Origin of the sequence: Actinomadura sp. 3N508 (genome assembly GCF_044326375.1) — a bacterium.
Taxonomy (GTDB): Bacteria; Actinomycetota; Actinomycetes; order Streptosporangiales; family Streptosporangiaceae; genus Spirillospora.
Genome location: NZ_JBIRAX010000002.1, coordinates 818,028 through 835,566 on the forward strand (window position 1 = coordinate 818,028; position 17,539 = coordinate 835,566).

The 17,539-nt window shown below is 70.1% G+C and carries 17 protein-coding genes; 4 read left to right on the forward strand and 13 right to left on the reverse strand.

Going from position 1 to position 17,539, the window contains the following annotated elements:
• Positions 1–36 precede the first annotated feature (36 nt).
• The 7 genes from ACH34S_RS09960 to ACH34S_RS09990 form a co-directional block, all read right to left on the reverse strand.
• Positions 37–1,272 (reverse strand): ABC transporter ATP-binding protein, encoded by a 1,236-nt coding sequence (locus tag ACH34S_RS09960; RefSeq protein WP_395952200.1) that lies wholly within the window; start codon positions 1,270–1,272, stop codon positions 37–39.
• 28 nt (positions 1,273–1,300) lie between these two features.
• Positions 1,301–2,131, reverse strand: coding sequence for a carbohydrate ABC transporter permease (locus tag ACH34S_RS09965; RefSeq protein ID WP_395952201.1), 831 nt, complete (start codon positions 2,129–2,131; stop codon positions 1,301–1,303).
• Positions 2,131–3,066 carry a carbohydrate ABC transporter permease gene (locus ACH34S_RS09970; RefSeq protein WP_395952202.1) on the reverse strand — a complete coding sequence of 312 codons (936 nt, stop codon included), beginning with the start codon at positions 3,064–3,066 and terminating at the stop codon, positions 2,131–2,133. Before ACH34S_RS09970 ends, ACH34S_RS09965 begins: the two co-directional genes overlap by 1 nt.
• A gap of 30 nt (positions 3,067–3,096) precedes the next feature.
• The gene (locus ACH34S_RS09975) at positions 3,097–4,332 is read right to left on the reverse strand and encodes an extracellular solute-binding protein (protein WP_395952203.1); all 1,236 of its coding nucleotides are present in this window, start codon (positions 4,330–4,332) and stop codon (positions 3,097–3,099) included.
• Between the two features lie 419 nt (positions 4,333–4,751).
• Positions 4,752–4,955: a hypothetical protein gene (locus ACH34S_RS09980; protein ID WP_395952204.1), complete on the reverse strand. Its 204-nt coding sequence runs from the start codon at positions 4,953–4,955 to the stop codon at positions 4,752–4,754.
• Complete coding sequence (locus ACH34S_RS09985; RefSeq protein WP_395952205.1) at positions 4,952–5,359, reverse strand: hypothetical protein; 408 nt, start codon at positions 5,357–5,359, stop codon at positions 4,952–4,954. The genes ACH34S_RS09980 and ACH34S_RS09985 overlap by 4 nt, the downstream gene beginning before the upstream one ends.
• Before the next feature lie 417 nt (positions 5,360–5,776).
• Complete coding sequence (locus ACH34S_RS09990) at positions 5,777–6,811, reverse strand: hypothetical protein (RefSeq protein WP_395952206.1); 1,035 nt, start codon at positions 6,809–6,811, stop codon at positions 5,777–5,779.
• A gap of 206 nt (positions 6,812–7,017) precedes the next feature.
• Between ACH34S_RS09990 and ACH34S_RS09995 the strand changes: the two genes are divergently transcribed.
• A complete protein-coding gene (locus ACH34S_RS09995; protein ID WP_395952207.1) occupies positions 7,018–8,145 on the forward strand; it encodes a hypothetical protein in 1,128 nt (375 codons plus the stop codon).
• A 39-nt stretch (positions 8,146–8,184) separates the two neighbouring features.
• The gene (locus ACH34S_RS10000; protein WP_395952208.1) at positions 8,185–9,261 is read left to right on the forward strand and encodes a quinone-dependent dihydroorotate dehydrogenase; all 1,077 of its coding nucleotides are present in this window, start codon (positions 8,185–8,187) and stop codon (positions 9,259–9,261) included.
• A 5-nt stretch (positions 9,262–9,266) separates the two neighbouring features.
• Here the strand turns inward: ACH34S_RS10000 and ACH34S_RS10005 are convergent, their stop codons facing one another.
• The 4 genes from ACH34S_RS10005 to ACH34S_RS10020 form a co-directional block, all read right to left on the reverse strand.
• Complete coding sequence (locus ACH34S_RS10005) at positions 9,267–10,721, reverse strand: methyltransferase (protein WP_395952209.1); 1,455 nt, start codon at positions 10,719–10,721, stop codon at positions 9,267–9,269.
• Between the two features lie 70 nt (positions 10,722–10,791).
• Complete coding sequence (locus ACH34S_RS10010; RefSeq protein ID WP_395952427.1) at positions 10,792–11,628, reverse strand: N-acetylmuramoyl-L-alanine amidase; 837 nt, start codon at positions 11,626–11,628, stop codon at positions 10,792–10,794.
• A gap of 101 nt (positions 11,629–11,729) precedes the next feature.
• On the reverse strand, positions 11,730–11,969 hold the full coding sequence (locus tag ACH34S_RS10015) for a hypothetical protein (protein ID WP_395952210.1): 240 nt from the start codon (positions 11,967–11,969) through the stop codon (positions 11,730–11,732).
• Between the two features lie 442 nt (positions 11,970–12,411).
• Positions 12,412–13,518 carry a LacI family DNA-binding transcriptional regulator gene (locus ACH34S_RS10020; RefSeq protein WP_395952211.1) on the reverse strand — a complete coding sequence of 369 codons (1,107 nt, stop codon included), beginning with the start codon at positions 13,516–13,518 and terminating at the stop codon, positions 12,412–12,414.
• A gap of 275 nt (positions 13,519–13,793) precedes the next feature.
• Here ACH34S_RS10020 and ACH34S_RS10025 point away from each other — a divergent pair, with 275 nt between their 5' ends.
• Positions 13,794–14,477 (forward strand): TetR/AcrR family transcriptional regulator, encoded by a 684-nt coding sequence (locus ACH34S_RS10025; protein WP_395952212.1) that lies wholly within the window; start codon positions 13,794–13,796, stop codon positions 14,475–14,477.
• A gap of 442 nt (positions 14,478–14,919) precedes the next feature.
• On the opposite strand, the gene bldC is transcribed toward ACH34S_RS10025, so the two are convergent.
• Both bldC and ACH34S_RS10035 read right to left on the reverse strand, forming a co-directional pair.
• Positions 14,920–15,123, reverse strand: a complete 204-nt coding sequence (gene bldC / locus ACH34S_RS10030; protein ID WP_012850682.1) for a developmental transcriptional regulator BldC — start codon at positions 15,121–15,123, stop codon at positions 14,920–14,922.
• A gap of 274 nt (positions 15,124–15,397) precedes the next feature.
• Positions 15,398–16,291, reverse strand: a complete 894-nt coding sequence (locus tag ACH34S_RS10035) for a hypothetical protein (RefSeq protein WP_395952213.1) — start codon at positions 16,289–16,291, stop codon at positions 15,398–15,400.
• Positions 16,292–16,416: 125 nt separating this feature from the next.
• Here ACH34S_RS10035 and ACH34S_RS10040 point away from each other — a divergent pair, with 125 nt between their 5' ends.
• Positions 16,417–17,499 carry a Leu/Phe/Val dehydrogenase gene (locus tag ACH34S_RS10040; RefSeq protein WP_395952214.1) on the forward strand — a complete coding sequence of 361 codons (1,083 nt, stop codon included), beginning with the start codon at positions 16,417–16,419 and terminating at the stop codon, positions 17,497–17,499.
• The last annotated feature ends 40 nt before the right edge of the window (positions 17,500–17,539 follow it).

Below are 17,539 nucleotides of genomic sequence, written 5' to 3' on the forward strand. Positions count from 1 at the left end.
CAGGAGCGCACTACCGAATTGTCATGGGTTCTGGTATCAGCTCCGCTGGGCCTCGCGTTGTGCGTCTCGGGACTCTTCCGCAATGCGGTCCAGTTGTGCGACGCGTTCCTCGTCGCGGGTGAGGTTCTCCCCGGTGGACGGGTCGAAAATGTGAATTCTGGACGTGTCGATCCACAATTCCGCCTCCCGCCCCGGCTTGATCTCGCTGGCCGCGTCCAGCGCCACGACGGCCTGCGTGCGGAGCTGGTCGCTGTCGAGCTCGCGGGACAGGGCGCGGAGCTGCGCGGCGAGATCTGCGGGCGCCTCGTACGGGACGTAGGCGTACTGCTCGTTGCCCAGCCATTCGGTCACGTCCACCCGCGCGCGGACGATGCTGCCGTGCGGCTTCTTCTCTTCGGGCACCAGCGACGCGTCCTCGAAGTGCTCCGGACGGATCCCGACCAGCACCACGTCGAGGTCGCCGGCGGCGGCGACCTTGCGCTCGTCGTGCACCTCGAAGCGCCCGAGCGGCGTTTCCAGGAAGGCGCCGTCGACCGACGCGGGCAGGAAGTTCATCGACGGCGACCCGATGAACCCGGCCACGAACAGGTTGACGGGCTCCTCGTACAGCTCGCGCGGGCTCCCGACCTGCTGCAGGACGCCCGTGCGCAGCACCGCGACACGGTCGCCGAGCGTCATCGCCTCCGTCTGGTCGTGCGTGACGTACACGGTCGTGACGCCGAGCCGCTTCTGCAGCCGGGAGATCTCGGTGCGCATCTGGCCGCGGAGCTTCGCGTCCAGGTTCGACAGCGGCTCGTCGAACAGGAACGCGTCCGCCTGCCGGACGATCGCGCGGCCCATCGCGACGCGCTGCCGCTGCCCGCCGGACAGGTTCGCGGGTTTCCGGTTCAGATGCTCGGTCAGCTCCAGCGTCTCGGCGGTCTCGTTGACGCGGCGGCGCACCTCGTCGTCCGGCGTCTTGGCGAGGCGCAGCGGGAACGCGATGTTCTCGAACACGGTGAGGTGCGGGTACAGCGCGTAGTTCTGGAAGACCATCGACAGGTTCCGCTCGCGCGGCGCGACCTTGTTGACGACCTTCTCGCCGATGCGCATCTCGCCGGACGTGATGTCCTCCAGCCCGACGATCATCCGCAGCAGCGTCGACTTCCCGCAGCCGGACGGGCCGACCAGGATCATGAACTCGCCGTCCCGGACGTCCAGGGACACGTCGTTCACGGCCGGGAAGCCGTCGCCGTACTTCTTCACGATGTTCTTCATGCTGATGGCGGCCATTGCTCTCCTCGGACGGGCTCCCTGGGACTCAGCCCTTGACGGCGCCGGACGTCAGCCCGGCCACGATGCGGCGCTGGAACGCCAGGACGACGATGACGACCGGGACCGTGACGACCACGGCGGCCGCGCAGATCGCGGTGGTGGGCTGCTCGAAGTAGGACTCCCCGGTGAAGAACGCCAGCGCCGCCGGCACGGGCCTGGCCCGGTCGGTCGAGGTCAGCGAGATCCCGAAGACGAAGTCGTTCCAGCAGAAGAAGAAGGTCAGGATCGCGGCGGTGAACACCCCGGGCGCGGCCAGCGGGACGATCACCTTCCGGAACGCCTGCCAGGAGGTGGCGCCGTCCACCTGCGCGGCCTGCTCCATCTCCCACGGGATCTCGCGGAAGAACGCCGACAGCGTCCAGATCGCCAGCGGCAGCGCGAACGAGATGTAGGGGATGATCAGGCCGGGCCAGGTGTCGTACAGGCCGATGTTGCGCCACAGGTCGAACAGCGGCCCGACCAGCGACACGACCGGGAACATCGCGATAGCCAGCGCGAACGACAGGATCAGCTTCTTGCCGGGGAACTCGAGCCGCGCGATCGCGTAGGCGACCAGCGTCGCGAACACCACCCCAACGAACGTCGCGATCAGCGAGATGCCGATCGAGTTGATCAGCGCGGAGGTGAACAGGTCGGTCTTGAAGACCGTCTCGTAGTTCTGCCAGGTCCAGTCCTGCGGGAAGAAACCCTGGACGTTGCCGATCTCGCTGGGCGTCTTGAACGACAGCATCACGATCCACAGGATCGGGAACGCCGTCCACACCAGGATCAGCAGCGACGCGACGATCCACAGCGTCTTCGAGCGTGCCGTCTCCATCACCGATCACCTCGCACCTGGGAAAGATCCACGCGGAACCCCTTGATGAACACGGCCGCGATCAGCACCACCGACAGGAACAGCAGCACGCCGACCGCGTTGCCGAGACCGAGCGCCGTCCGGGTGATGATCTGCTGGTAGGTGAGGAACGACAGCACCTGGGTCTTCTCCTGGCCCGCCGTCATGATGAACACGTTGTCGAAGATCCGCCACGCGTCGAGCGTGCGGAACAGCACGGCGACGAGGATGGCGGCCTTCATGTTCGGAATCGTGACGCGCCTGAGCCGCTGCCACGCGGTGGCGCCGTCCACCGTCGCCGCCTCCCCCAGGTCGCGCGGGACCTGCGCGAGCCCGGCGAGGAGCAGCAGCGACACGAACGGCGTCGTCTTCCAGATCTCCGACAGGACGATCACGAACAGCGCGGCCCAGCGGTCGGAGAACCAGGCGTAGTCGCCGAGCCCGAACCACGAGTTGACGAACCCGGACTGGACGTCGAACGCGTACTTCCACGCGAACGCCGAGATGACCGTGACGATGCCGTAGGGCAGCAGGATCGCGGTCCGGACCGTCCGGCGCCCGAACACCGCCCGGTGCATGACCACGGCGAGCCCGAACCCGATGACCAGCTCCACGCCCACCGTGAGCACCGTGATGATCAGGGTGGTGAGGACGGTCTGCCAGAACAGCGGGTCGGTCAGCGCGGTCGCGTAGTTGCCGAGGCCGACGAAGCGCCGGTCGTCCGGCGCGGTGAGCCGGTAGCTGAACAGCGACTGGTACAGGGCGCTGCCCAGCGGATACGCGGTGACCAGCAGCATCACGACCACCGCGGGCGCGGACAGCAGCAGCCCCAGCCGGCGCTCCCCCCGTTCCCGGTCGGAGATCTCCGCGCGCTTGGCCGGCCGCCCGCTCTTCGGCGCCGTTTCGACGGTTGTCATCCGAACACCTCCGTTAAAGCCGTCGGGGCCTCAGAGCAGGGCCTTGTCACGCAGGACCTCGCGGATGAACCGGGCGGACTCGCGCGGCGTCGTGTCCGGGCGCACCGACGCGGGCGGGTGCCAGCGGTTCTGGATGGCGCCGGAGACGTCCGCGTAGTACGGCGTGGCCGGACGGGGCTCGGCGGCGGCGATGGAGTCCCGCATCAGCGGGGCCATCGGGAACTCCTTGACGATGTCGGGATCGTCGAAGATCGCCGGACGGGCGGCGACGTTGCCCTCGTCGAGCATGTACTGCTTCATGCTCGCCGGGGACGTGATGCAGCGGACCGCCTCTATCGCCAGGTCGTTGCGGTGCTTCCCGTACGCGCTGACGCCGATCTCGATGCCACCGAACGGGGGCTTGCTCTCCTGCTGCGGGTTCACCCGCGGATAGCGCGCCCAATCCAGGTCGTCGACGATCCGCTTGTCGATGGCGCCCGCCTCGGCGTCGCCCTTCTCCGCGCGCCAGACGTAGCCCCAGTTCAGCAGGAAGCCACCGCGCGGGCCGTTGATCGTCGCCCGGGACTGCTCCTCGATGTCGGTCGACAGCGTCGGGCCGGCGGCGGTCGATCTGGCCAGCTTGCCGATGATCGCGGCGGCCTGCCGCCCTGCCGGGGAGTCGATCTCGATGGTGGCCTCGTCGCCCTTCTCCGCGTCGCTGATGATCCGGCCGCCGGCGGACGCGATGAGCGCGTTGATCCACACCATGTAGCCCTCGTACCGGTTGCCCTGCACGCCGATCGTGGTGTTGGTGCGGACGGCGGCGTCGATCAGCTTGTCCCAGGTGAAGTCGGGGGCCTTCGGGTCGATGCCCGCCTTCTGCGCGACGGACTTGCGGTACCAGAGGAGCTGGGTGTTCGCCCAGAACGGCGCCGCGTAGAGCTTGTCCTCCCAGGTGGAGCTCTGCACCGCGGACTCGAAGACGCCCTCGGTCAGCGGCGCCGCCTCGCTCGCGGTGAACGGACGGAGGAACCCGGCGTTCGCGGCCTCCGCCACGAAGACGGGGTCAAGGCTCATGAGGTCGACGCCGGAGTCCTTGGCCGCGAGCCGCCTGATCAGCTGCTCGCGCTGCCCGCTCGCGTCGCTGGGGAGCAGCGCGGTCTTGATCCGGTACTTGCCGCCCGCCGCCTTAGTGCACGCCGCGGCGATCTTCGCCTGGCCGCCGTTGTCCGGGTTGATGTACCAGTTCAGGGCGGGGATCCCGCCGCCGCCCCCGCAGGCCGTCACCCCTCCGGCCAGCAGCGCCAGCGCGACTCCGGCCCGCAGCGGCCCCGCCCGCGCAATCCGCGCGGCTCCTGCGGTTCGCGCGGCCCCTGCGGTTCCCGCAGCTCGCGCGGCTCTTGCGACGTGTCCGATTCGTCCGACTGGTCCGACCATCGGGCCTCCCGAAGCCTCCCACCAGGTGCGACACTTCGCCGGGCCGCGTCCGTGGCGGTTCCGTCCCCATTCGATCACCGGATTCGGTGACTGTCGAGATCCAGAGAGTGATCTAAAGAGACCGTGTCCCGCGCGTAACAATCGCTTCACACGTCCCGACATGCGCTCTTATCACAGAAGCGCTCCTTGATCAACACTGTGGAAGGCGCACGTCGCCGCACTCGAAACCACGGAATCCAGCCGCTCTTTAATAGCCGAATCTCGTCGTCTCAACCGGGGTCGTAGATGTAGCCGTGGTAAAGGATTCCCTTGATGGTCGTCCGGATCAGATGGAAGTGCGCGGGCGGCAATGCGCAAAAGCCGCTGCAGACGACTTCACGGAAGATCTGGTCGGAAACGATGAGCGCGACGTTCCGCTCCGGATGGACGACCAGATAACGGCGCAGCGGGCGGGCGTCGAGCAGCCGGCTCACGACCACCGGCGCGTCCCCGGCCGGCCGAAGAACGCCTCCGGCCCCATGATCAGGGCACCGTGGTGGAGCGCGAGCCGCACGCGCAGGCGGCGATCGGGAGCGGCCGTGCGGTTGGTCGCGGCGAGCGCGCGTTCAAGGGCGGGGGCGTAGCGGCCGACGACCGTGACGATGTCGTCGTCTCCCGGTAAGACGTCCAGCTCGCCGTCACCGCTGACCTGCTGCGTCCAGCGTTCCCGGTCCAGCCCGGATTCGTCCGCCGCGACCTCCATCGCGGCCAGCAGATCCATTTGGGCCTCGAACTGCATACGGGGCGTCCGGGCGCTGTAGCCCATGATGTCGATGGCCAGCAGCGGGGAAAAGCAGCCGACCGGACGGGCCGGAGCCGCCGGACGCGTGATCGTCATGTGCCGATGGTTCCAGTGCCGGAACAACTGTCATGGCGTCCCACCCCGAATGGACCCTTGAGATCGGCTAGACTCGGCTGAGTCGCCTTCAGGATGGCACCTAAGAAGGCCACCGAAAAGGCATTATCCGCGTGTGAGCGGGCAGAATGCCACCTTGCACCGAGCCACCCGGCGCACCGCCACGGAGCATTGTGTGACGTGCCTATTCCGGGGCCGGGTGAACGCGCTGGTAATGGATTTCAGCGGGCGAGCCACAAGACGTTCTGCCACCTGGCACGGCGACAGTTGATAACACCTATCCATCCGGCCATATCTCCGTGCACGGCCGCCAAGAAGGCGCGGAGGATCGCGAACCCCGACCGACCCGCGAGCCCTCCGCGCCTTCGCCCGTGGGGCGGCTAGCGCGACGGGTGCTGCTCAGTAGCCTCCACCCGTCCCGTAGCCGCCGCCGTTCCCATTGCCGTTTCCGTTGCCGTAGCCACCGTTGCCGTTGCCGTTGCCCGAACCCGAGCCCTGACCCGAGCCGGTGACGGCGGCGCGCTTGCCCTCGGGCGTCGTGGCCCACCACACGCCGCCGACGCCCTGACCGTTCACGTCACCGGGCTGCTCGTCCTTCTCGTAGTAGTACATGGGCCAGCCGTTGATGGTGAGCTGGCACTTGCCGTCGTCCTTGCGCTCGATGAAGTCGACCAGCTTCCGGTCGACGCCCTCGACCTTGAGCTTCTTCCAGCTCCTGAAGATGACCGGCGGCCACGCCTTCTTGCACGCGCCGAAGCAGTTCGTGGTGGGCGGCTTGTCGGTGTCCTTGTCGAAGCGATACATCGTGCGGCCGTTGCCGTCCGTCAGGATGAGGCCGAGTTTCGGGTCGGTCCTCGCCTTGACGACCGTCCAGCCCTTCCAGCGGTCGTCGGTCTGCGGCTTCGCCGGGGCGGCCTTCGTCCCGGTCGGGGACGCGGCGTACCAGGTGCCGCCCACGCCCTGCCCCTTCACGTCGCCGAGGCTCTCGTCCTTGGCGTACCGGTACAGCGGCCACCCGCCGAGCGTGACCTGCCACTGGCCGTCCGGCCGCTTGACCTTGCCGACCAGCGACTTCTTCACGCCGTCGACCTCCGGCGCCGCCTCGGTCGCCATGACCGGCGGCCACGCCTTGGCGCAGTCGTCCGCGCAGGTCGACGCGGGCGGACGGGCCGTGTCGTTGTCGAACCGGTAGAGCGTCCTGCCGTCCCCGTCGGTGACGACCTTGCCGAGCCGCGTGAAGTTCGCGACCTCCAGCGAGGTCGGTTCGGGCACCGGTTCGGCGGACGGGTCCGCCGACGGGTCGGCCGGGGCCTGCCCCTGGGTGCCCGCGGCGTTCTGCTGTTTCCCGCCGTTCTCCTGCCCGCATGCGGTGAGCACCAGCCCGGACGCGGTCAGGGCGGCTGCAGCGGGAATCACCCATCGTGGGATCTTCATCGTCGTTGGTCCTCCGTGTCGTCCGGGTCCCGGCTCTGGTTCGAGGTCCCCTACGTCCGATCCCGGTCGAGCCGCCGCACCGCTCGCCCGGATCGAGGAGCAGTACGGTGAATCCCTCGGATCGGGTTCAACCCCCCGGAACCGGCAGCCCGCGGGCCGGGTCAGATGCACAGCTGTTCCATCGACGGTTCGCAAGGCAGGCATTAGTGACAACCGGCGACGACTCCCCCGCGGACGCCCCGATCAACCTGAGCAAGAACCGGCAGCCCGCCCCGGCGCGGCCGGCTGCCCCGGCGGGCCCGGCCGGTCCGGCGTGGATCGTGGTCCCGGCGCGCGTGATCGCGCTGATCGTGCTGGTCCCGTTGCGGCTGGTCCACGACCTCGTCGTGGTGACCGCCCGGGCCGTCCGGGCGGTGTGGAACGGTCTGATGCGGGCGCCGGGATGGCTCGCCCGGCTCATCGGCCGGATGCTGGGCGCCTTCGGCCTCGCGCTCTACCGCTGGCTGATCGCCCCGATCGGACGGCTCCTTCACCTCCTCATCGTCCGGCCGCTGCGGTGGCTCGCCGTCGTCGTGATCCTCGGCTTCCTGCGCTGGATCTACCGCTGGCTGATCGCCCCGGTCGGACGCTTCTTCGCCCTCGTAGGACGCGGCCTGGCCTGGCTCCTGAACCTGCTCCTGCTCACGCCGCTCCAGGCGCTCGGCCGCGGCCTGCTCTGGCTGCTGTCCCTCATCGGCCAGGGGTTCGTCCTGCTGGCCAAGGGAATCGGGCTGCTGATCGGCGTGCTCGTGATCATGCCGCTCGTGCTGCTGTGGCGGTACGTCCTGCGGCCGCCGCTGGCCGCCCTCGCCTGGCTCGCCCGGGGCATCTGGCGCGGCCTCGCCTGGCTGGGACGCGGCACCCTCTCGTTCCTCGGCGCGATCGACGGCCTGCTCGCGGCCGGATGGCGCGCGTTCGCGGCGACGCTCGTGTGGTCGTGGCGGCTGATCGGCCGGGGGCTGGCGTGGCTGGTCCGCGTCCTGATCGTCCTGCCCGCCCGGACGGTCTGGCGGTATCTGCTGGCGCCGATCGTCGCCGGATTCGTCGGCACGTGGCGGCTCGCCGCCCGCGTCCTGCGGTGGCTGTGGCGGACGTTCGTCGTCGTTCCGACCCGGGTCCTGATCGTCGCGCCCGCGCGCTGGGTCAAGGTGAGCGTGCTCCGCCCGATCGGCCGCGGCATGCGCGAGACCTGGCGGGTCGGCGTCAGCGAGCCGGTCCGGGCGGCCCGCCGGACGATGCGCGACGCGGGCCGGGACGTCCGCCTCCAGCTCCGCCGCACCTTCCGCGGACGCTGATCGTCGCCCCGCCGCGGGCGGCTGAGATACTTGCGGACGATGTACCGACTCCTGTTCGCACTGGTCATCTCCCGGATCCCGGCGGAGACCGTCCACCACCTGACCTTGCGCGCGCTCCGCGCGGTCCAGGCCGTGCCCGGCGCGGCGCCGCTGCTGCGGCGGCTGTTCGCGCCCCGCGACCCGGCGCTGGCCGTGCGCGCGCTCGGGCTGGACTTCCCGTCCCCGCTCGGCCTCGCCGCCGGATTCGACAAGGACGCCGTCGCCTACGAGGCGCTCGGCGCGTTCGGGTTCGGCCATGTCGAGATCGGCACCGTGACGGGACGCCCGCAGCCCGGCAACCCGCGCCCGCGGCTGTTCCGCCTCGCCCCCGACCGGGCGGTCATCAACCGGATGGGCTTCAACAACGCGGGCTCGGAGGCCGCCGCGCACCGGCTGCGCACCCGGGGCCCCGGCCGGACGGTCATCGGGGTCAACATCGGCAAGACCAAGATCGTCCCGGAGGCCGAGGCCGCCGCCGACTACGTGGCGAGCACCGGGCGGCTCGCCCCGTACGCGGACTACCTCGTCGTCAACGTCAGCTCCCCCAACACGCCCGGCCTGCGGAACCTCCAGGCCGTCGAGCATCTCCGCCCGCTGCTGACCGCCGTGCGCGAGGCCGCCGACCGGTCGTCGCCCGCGCGCCGCGTCCCGCTGCTCGTCAAGATCGCGCCGGACCTGGCGGACGACGACATCGACGCGGTCGCCGACCTCGCCGTCGACCTCGGCCTGGACGGCATCATCGCGACCAACACCACCATCGCCCGCGACGCCCTGCTCAGCCCGCCCGCCCTGGTGAAGGAGACCGGCGGGCTGTCGGGCGCGCCGCTGAAGGACCGCTCCCTCGACGTCCTGCGCCGGCTGCGCGCCCGCACCGGCGACCGGCTCGTGCTGATCTCGGTCGGCGGTGTCGAGTCGGCCGATGACGTGTGGGAACGCGTCCGCGCGGGCGCGACCCTCGTCCAGGCGTACACGGGCATGATCTACGGCGGCCCCTTCTGGGCGCACCGCGTGAACCGCGCCCTGTCCCGTCGCCTTCGCGAGAGCGCGTTCCGCACCCTCCCCGAAGCCCGCCGCTGACCGCGCTAGACCACCGCGAAGAACCCGTCGGCGATCAGTGCGGGCAGGACGGCGTCGGCATGCGCGCGGACCTGCTCGGGGTCCATGCCGGTGAGCTGTGCGATGGCGTCCAGCAGGGGGTCGAGGGGCAGCGAGCCGTCGCAGACGCCCGCGAGGGCGGCCTCGACCGTCCCGACACCGGCGGCGCGGCGGAGGCGTCCGGTCTGGCGCAGCACGATCCGCTCAGGATCTTCGGCGCCGGGCGGGCCGATCTGCTCCTGGACGAGACCCGGCACCGCACTCACCGTCTGTCCACAGGCTGTGGAAAACTCCTTGCCCTTGACGAAGCCGTCAAGGACGTCCGGGACGTAGGCGCCGACCGGCTGATCGACGGCGTGCCGCACCTCCTCGACCCGGACGGCGCCGCTCCCGCCCCGCCTGAGCGTGATCCATCCGAACCCGATCCCGGTGACGCCGTTCCGCTCGAAGTGGTCGAGCCACGCCTCGTACCGGGCGCGGTACTCCGGCGTTCCCGCCTCGCAGGAATCCCGGAGCCACAACTCAGCGTATTCCGCCGGATCCTGGACGTCCCGCTGGACGATCCACGCGTCGCACCCGTCCACCCACGACCCGACACGCTCCTCCCAGGGAACGCCCTCGACATGCAGCCAATTCGCCAGGAGCTGGCAATATCCGCCGTCGGTGAGGTGCTCTGGAGCCTCGGCGACCAGCCGCCGGCAGAAGTCGTCGCCCGGTAGGCCGGACTCGCGGTAGGTGAAGCGGCGGTCCCCCGGCGGCGCGACGACGAACGGCGGATTCGACACGATCAGATCGAACCGGCGCCCGTGGACCGGCTCCAGCAGCGAGCCCTCAAGGAACTCGACCGCACCCTCCGGCGTGCCGGACAGCGCGCAGCTCATCCCGGCAAGATCGAGAGCCCGCGGATTGACGTCCGTCGCGGTGACGCGCGCCCCCGGATTGCGGCTCGCCACGTGCACCGCCTGGACGCCGCATCCCGTCCCGACATCGAGCACGTTATCCACAGCCCTGTGGATAACCAGCCGCGCCAGGTTGCCGGACGCGCCGCCCGCACCCACCACATGATCCGCCGCCGGGAGGCCCCCGCTCCCCGGCCGGACCTTGAGATCGGACACGACATACCCGGCATGCCCGCCCCCGTCCGCGACCGCTTCGACCGGCTCGACCCGGAGCCGGGCCCGCAGCTCCCCTCCGGACGCCTCCACCAAGCCCGCCGCGACGAGATCGTCCGCCCGGATCGACGGCGCGTCCACGGGCACCTGCAACCAGAACAGCCGCGTCAGGGTCTCCAGCGGCGAGCCGCCACCGGTCGCCCGCAGCGCCGGGACGATCTCGTCCCGCGCGAGCGCACCGCCCGCGACGGGCCCGAGCAGTTCCCGCACCCCCGCGACCGTGTAGCCGGCCCCGGTCAGCAGCTCGCGCACGCGAAGAAGATCAGCCACCCGCCCATCCTGCCCGCCCGGGGGCCGGGGCGAAGCTCAACCGAAGGCGAACGTCAACGGAGGGCGAAGGTCAGCGGAGGTACGCCTCGAAGCCCTTGGCCAGGGACTCGGCGATGCGCTGGCGGAACGGCGCGCTGGACAGCTTGGCCGCGTCGCCCTTGTTCCGCATGTTGCCGCACTCGATGAACACCTTCGGGACGGTCGACAGGTTGAGGCCGCCGAGGTCGTCGCGCCGGTCGATGGCGTCCTTGCCGAGGTAGTTGGAGTACGGGATGCCGGTGCCCGCGCGGTAGGAGTCGCGCAGCGCCTTGCCCAGCTTCGCGGACCGCGGCACCATCGCGGCGTTCCCGGGGACGGCGAGCGGCTCGATGATGTGGAACCCGTGCCCGGACGCCGACGACCCGTCCGCGTGGATCGACACGGACGCGTCGGCCTTGAGCCGGTTGCCGATCGCCGCGCGCTCGGTGATGCAGGGGCCGACGCCCTTGTCGTCCTTGCGCGTCAGCGTGACCTTGGCGCCCTTCGCCCGCAGGAGCTTCGCGAGCCGGTTGGAGACGTCCCAGGTGAACGCGTGCTCGCCGTAACCGGCCGCGGTGCTGGTGCCGGTCGTGTCGCACGCCTTGCTGCCGTTGCCGATCTTGACCTGCTTGTTGATCTGGGCCGGATGGCGCGCGTTGCCGCCGTTGTGCCCGGGATCGATGACGATCACCTTGCCGTCCAGCGCGGACGGGCCGCCGCCGGACGCCGGGTCGGTCCCGTCCTCCGGGGCACCCGAAGCCCGGCCTGTCGCGGTCGGCGGGTTCACCGTCCCGCCGTCGTCACCCTGCGGATCGGCGGAGGCGTCGCACGCGACGAGCGCGCCGAGGCACAGCGCGAGACCGGCGGTCGCGAGACCGCCTCGATGGATGCGCACCGGCCGTTCCTCCGTGATGACTTCGTTACCGATCGGACCCTGACAGTCTGCACACCGCCGAGGGTTCGTCAAACGAAGTCCGCGAAACCCGGCGGTCAGGTGAGCGGGTCGTCGTCCTTGCCCAGCAGGGCGGCGAGGGCACGCGCCTCGTCCGCGTCCAGGCCGAGGACCACGCGGGGACGGCCCCACGGGTGATCGATCGAATGGGCGACATAGCTGGCCACGGACTCCGAGACCTGCTCGGCCAGCCCCCGCGCGTGCCGCCATTCCGACCACGCGCGTTCCAATTCGCTCGCCGCGTGCTGCGCGCACGACACCAGTTCCGGATCACGCACGACTGAACCCCCTAGTGGACTGTGTCCGTCCGGCGGGTCCGGGGCCCTCCCGGTGGTCTCGCCCGGGCGGCCTCCCCTCTAGGCCACCCGGACCTTCAGGCCGCCCGGCCCCACCCGCCTTACGGTGAGTCCATTAACCCGCCGGGGACGGGGCGCGGGCCGGGGAATGCGGCAGTCTTGGCCTGCCCCTTACCTACCGCAGACCGGTTCTTATCCGACGCACGCAGGCACACCGCCCAACACGCCGCACGCACCCGGCGTACGCCGCCGGACGTGCCCGCGTACGCGGGTGCACCCACCCGGCCGTACGCGGGCACGCCGGAAGACCGGCCGTCGCCAACGTTCCAGGCGCATGGCCGGGAACGGCCACGGCGGCCGCTGTGGGGTGGGTCGAACCTTGGGAGCGATTCGAGGCGGGGGGTCTACGCCCTGTGACCGGGGCTCACAGGGTGGGAGCAGGCCCCGTCGTCGAACGGACCACCAGGTGCGGGACGACCAGGTTCTGCCGGGCCACCCGGGACGGGTCGCCGATGCGCGCGGTCAGCATCTCGGCGGCCACCCGTCCCATGTCCCTGCGGGGCTGGTCGACGCTGGTCAGCGAGATGTGCCGGATCGCCGCGAGGTGGGTGTTGTCGTACCCCACGATCGACAGCTGTGCCGGCACCCGCATCTCCAGCTCGTCGGCCGCCGACAGCGCACCGGTCGCGACCAGGTCGTTGGGCGCGAAGATGGCGGTCGGGCGCGGGTCACGGCGCAGCAGCGCGCGGGCGGCGCGGTAGCCTCCGTCCTCGGTGAAGTCGCCGGGCTCGACGACGATCTCGTCGGCGAGCCCGTGCCGGTGCATCGCCTTCTCGTACCCGTCGCGGCGGTAGCGGGCCGTGGTGGAGCGCGCCCCTTCGATGTGCGCGATCCGCCGGTGCCCGAGCTCGACGAGATGGTCGACGGCGAGGCTCGCACCGAGCTCGTCGTCGTCCACGACGATGTCGACACCGACGACGTCGCGCTCACCGACGACCACGACCGGGACGCTCGCCGCGGCCTCCTTGAGCGACTCTGGGACGACGCTGAGCAGTACCAGCCCGTCCACCCGCATCTCCAGGAACGCCTCGACCGCCTCCGCCTCGAACAGCGGATCCCAGCGGCCGCTGCCGACCAGCATCCGCAGGCCGGCGCCGTGCAGGCTCTCCTGGAGCCCGTCGAGGAACTCGGCGAAGAAGGGGTTGTGCAGGTCGGCGACGATCGCGCCGATGAGCCTGGTGCGGCCTTCGACGAGGCTTCGCGCGACGGCGTTCGGGCGGTAACCCAGCTCGCGCGCGGCCTGTAGGACGGCCTGTCTCCGCCTTTCGCTCACATGGGGTGACCCTCGCATCACGAGGGAGACGAGTGATTTCGAGACGCCGGCGCGTTCGGCGACGTTGCGGATCGTCGGTTTGGGCGCCGGTACGGCTCTACCCTCGTCGCGTCTGGCGGGAGACGGTTCATTGCGCGGCCTTGGCACCGCGGTCTGTTCCCGCATGTTTTGCGGGGTATTCGCCTGATCAGCTGACATGGCACTCCGTCCAGGGGGACCTGTGGGACCTGCCTCGACGGCGCGCGGCGGGGTGTGGAACGCGCCGTCCTCCACTCGAGGGGGAGTTGCCATGATGCCGCGCCTTTCCCCCAAAGCGCCGCAACAGTGAGTAACGGGCATCCGACAATGGTGGTTCGGGCCTGTGGTGTTCGGTATCACAGTCCGGCCGGAGAGTGATCATGGGCGGCGAAAAGCCCGTTCCAGCCCACTTTCGGGCGACCGTGCGGCCGTCCTGGCTCGGATACGCTGCCCAGGTGGGAGATCGCGCGGTGGCCGGCAAGGCGCGTAGCCGGCAGAGCGGTGGCCGTGGCCGCCGCAGGCTCAGCGTCGACGAACGGCGGGACGAGCTGATCGAGGCGGCGCTGCAGCTGTTCAGCACGCGCTCGCCCGAAGACATCTCGATCGACGACGTCGCGGCCAGGGCGGGCGCGTCCCGCGCGCTGGTCTACCACTACTTCGGCGGCAAGTACGAGCTGTACATCGCGGCGCTCGGCAGCGCGGCGAAGAAGCTGTCGGTGCTGCTCGAACCGCCTACGGAGGGCAAGCCGCTCGACCGGCTGCGGATCTCGCTGCGCCGCTATTTCGACTTCGTGGAGAGCCACGCGGCCGGTTACACAGCGTTGCTGCGCGGTGGCCCGGCCGACCGCTCGGGTGAGGCCGGCGAGATCGTCGACGGCATCCGCCAGCTGCTGCTCGACCGGATCCTGCACTCGCTGGACGTCGAGACGCCGCAGCCGATCCTGCGGATCACGCTCCGGGCCTGGATGGCGGCGGTCGAGACCGCGGGCCTGGACTGGCTGGAGAACCGCGACGTTCCCCGTCCTCAGCTGGAAGGACTGCTGATCGACCACCTGGTGGTCATGTTCCACGCGGCCGGGCGCCACGACCCCGGCACGGGCAGATTGTTCGACCGCCTGGCCCAAGAAGAGATGGGCTGACCTCAAGAAAGGTGGGCTCGGCCCAGGTGAAAGGCGGCTGACCCCGGGAAACAGCCGGGTCGGCGCCCTCGTCCGAACGGGCATTTCCGGCCCGGACGGCTTCGCTTTTGGACGCTTTACCCAAGAGTGACGAGCAACGTCCTAAATGGAGACTCTGTCCTCATGTGGACAAAAAGTCGTCCATGTCCCAAATTCCGTGCACGTCAGCGGCGCTTTTCGGCCAAGCCGGCCACCCGCTCGCCCTTGGGCAGGGCACTGGACGCGCCCGGATCCCAAGGGCGACGCGGGTGAGCACGGCTACAACGGCCATCCCCCCAACGCCATGACCGATCCCGGCCGCCGGAATCGTCCGGCAACGGCACCGGCCATCGCGATTCGCGTGCGACACCGGGCCCGCACGAGGCGAGAGCCCGAACGCACACGGCGACGGCGAACCGCCTCCCTACTCCGAGCGCTGCTGCGGGATTCCCGCGAGCAGCGCCCGCACCTCCGCCTCGCGGTAGCGGCGGTGCCCCCCGAGCGTCCGGATGGACGTGAGCTTTCCCGCCTTCGCCCACCGCGTGACGGTCTTGGGGTCGACGCGGAACATCGTCGCCACCTCCGCCGGCGTCAGCAGGGGCTCGGCCTCTGGCGTACGTGCTGACATGTTTGCGGCCTCTCCTCCGTGGACCGATGACAGCGATCCTGCGATTGATCCTCGCGTGGTCACTGATGTCCCCTATGGCCCAAGTTGGGTCACTATGACATCACAACGTGTAACCTTGCCACCACTCAGCGCAACAAGCAAGTCCCTGGCGGTAGTTGCGTGCAAACATCCCCACGAGTGCGGGGAGCGGCGTGTATCCGGTGGCCAGCGGGTCACGCTGCGTGATTCTAGCGATACGTATAGTCGTATCGCGCGCGGATTCGGGAAATTTGTTTTAGTTCGCCGCCTCAAGGGCCCGGATGGGCCTCCAGCGGGCGAGGAGCCGCTTGTACATCGCGACGGTCAGCTCGACCTCACCGCGCTCCATCCCGGTGATCGCCACGGCCATCTCGGCCACCGACTCGTCCAGGCTGAGCGTCCGGTCGTCCAGCAGATGGACGAGCCCGCCGTAGTCGAGCTCGACGAGCGCGCTCGGGTGGAAACCGTCGAGCCACCGGCCGAGCGTGTCCAGCCGGCCCGCCGACAGCAGGTAGACCTCACCGGTCCCGTCGCCGAGGTTCTCCCGGACGACGGGCAGCGCGTGCGCCACCCTCCGGCGCGCCTCGTCCATCGAGGTGACGTAGATGAGCGTACGCGCGGGCGCGGCCGTCGCAGAGCTCTGACCTGGGGCGGGCGGTTCGGCGTGTTCCTCGGACGCGTCGCCGGCCTTGCGGTACCCGGTCCCCGGCGTGCCGAGCATCAGGCACCGCTCCTCGCGCGTGAAGGGCACGAACCAGTCCAGCGGGATGTGCCAGGTGCTCGTCAGGATGTGCGGGCGCAGGGGCTTGCCCGCCCGCTTCCACTGCTCGAAGTCGCCCGTCACCCGCTCCGAGACCGGCGGCGGGACGAACGCGGCCGCGAGCGCCGCGGCGTGCTCGTCCCGGAAGCGCTCGAAGGCCAGCCACGAGCGCAGCCGCGTCTCCCACGGGCACACGTAGATCATGTCGTCCAGGCGGCGGACGTAGGCGTCCCTGCTCTCGCGTTCCGGGACGACGTCGGGCGGCGAGCCGATAAGCCGGAGCGAGGCGGCACGGTGCTCGACGCCCAGCGCGTGGATCCGCCGCGGACGCCGCCGGGAGTCGGCATAGACCGTCCACAGGGTCCGCGCGGGCTCCGGGAAGGCGGTCACCGGTTCATAAACCCGTAGGTACGCGGCGTACGGAAGCACCATCGCATCGTGACATGAGATTCGGCCGGGCGCGGTGGCATCACGCGCCCTAGGCTGATCTTAGAGACAGAGAGGAGGGCACTACCGTGCCTAATGTCTTCGGGGCGCCCCACAAGGGCACCGAACCCCGTCACGAGCAGGTCGTCTTCTGCCAGGACGAGGCCAGCGGCCTGCGTGCCATCATCGCGATCTACTCAACCGCGCTAGGCCCGTCCCTGGGAGGTACCCGCTTTTTCCCTTACGGGACCGAGGAAGAGGCCCTCGCCGACGTGCTGAACCTGTCCCGCGGCATGGCGTACAAGAACGCCCTGGCGGGGCTGGACCTCGGTGGCGGCAAGGCCGTCATCATCGGCGACCCGGCCATCGACAAGTCCGAGGCCATGCTGAGGGCCTACGGGCGGTTCGTCGAGTCGCTGAACGGCCGCTACTACACGGCCTGCGACGTCGGCACGTTCAGCGAGGACATGGACATCGTGGCGCGGGAGAGCCGGTACGTCACCGGCCGTACGGTCGCGCACGGAGGTGCGGGCGACTCGTCGATCCTCACCGCGTTCGGCGTGTTCCAGGGCATGCGCGCCGCGGCCAAGACCGTGTGGGGGGCGCCCACGCTCCGCGGCAAGCGGGTCGGCGTCGAAGGGGTCGGGAAGGTCGGTCATCGGCTGGTGGAGCACCTCGTGGAGGACGGGGCCGACGTCGTCATCTGTGATGTGAACCAGTCGGCCGTCGACCGGGTCAGGTCGGCGCATCCCGAAGTCGAGGTCGTCGCGGACACCGACGTGATGGTCCGCACAGAACTCGACGTGTACGCGCCGTGCGCGCTCGGCGGCTCCCTGAACGACGACACCGTGCCCGTACTGGCGGCCAAGGTGGTGTGCGGGGCCGCGAACAACCAGCTCGCCCACACCGGCGTGGAGAAGAGCCTTGCCGACCGCGGCGTGCTGTACGCGCCCGACTACGTGGTGAACTCCGGCGGTGTGATCCAGGTCGCGGACGAGATCGGCGGCTTCAACTTCGACCGCGCCAAGGCCCGCGCCACCGGGATCTACGACACCACCCTGAAGATCTTCGCGCTGGCCGCCGACGAGGGCGTCCCGCCGGCCGTGGCGGCCGACCGCCTGGCCGAACGGCGGATGACGGAGATCGGCAGACTGCGCGGCATCCTGCTCTGAGACCGGTCTTGCCCGTGGCCAGAGACCGGGTTTGCCCGAG

Excerpts from the sequence above, each read along its gene's own strand:
- ACH34S_RS10020 (WP_395952211.1), bottom strand. The coding sequence starts at position 13,518 with ATGTCAGCTGATCAGGCGAATACCCCGCAAAACATGCGGGAACAGACC.
- ACH34S_RS09985 (WP_395952205.1), bottom strand. The coding sequence starts at position 5,359 with ATGACGATCACGCGTCCGGCGGCTCCGGCCCGTCCGGTCGGCTGCTTT.
- ACH34S_RS10000 (WP_395952208.1), top strand. The coding sequence starts at position 8,185 with ATGTACCGACTCCTGTTCGCACTGGTCATCTCCCGGATCCCGGCGGAG.
- ACH34S_RS09965 (WP_395952201.1), bottom strand. The coding sequence starts at position 2,131 with ATGGAGACGGCACGCTCGAAGACGCTGTGGATCGTCGCGTCGCTGCTG.
- ACH34S_RS09990 (WP_395952206.1), bottom strand. The coding sequence starts at position 6,811 with ATGAAGATCCCACGATGGGTGATTCCCGCTGCAGCCGCCCTGACCGCG.
- bldC (WP_012850682.1), bottom strand. The coding sequence starts at position 15,123 with ATGTCAGCACGTACGCCAGAGGCCGAGCCCCTGCTGACGCCGGCGGAG.
- ACH34S_RS09960 (WP_395952200.1), bottom strand. The coding sequence starts at position 1,272 with ATGGCCGCCATCAGCATGAAGAACATCGTGAAGAAGTACGGCGACGGC.
- ACH34S_RS09970 (WP_395952202.1), bottom strand. The coding sequence starts at position 3,066 with ATGACAACCGTCGAAACGGCGCCGAAGAGCGGGCGGCCGGCCAAGCGC.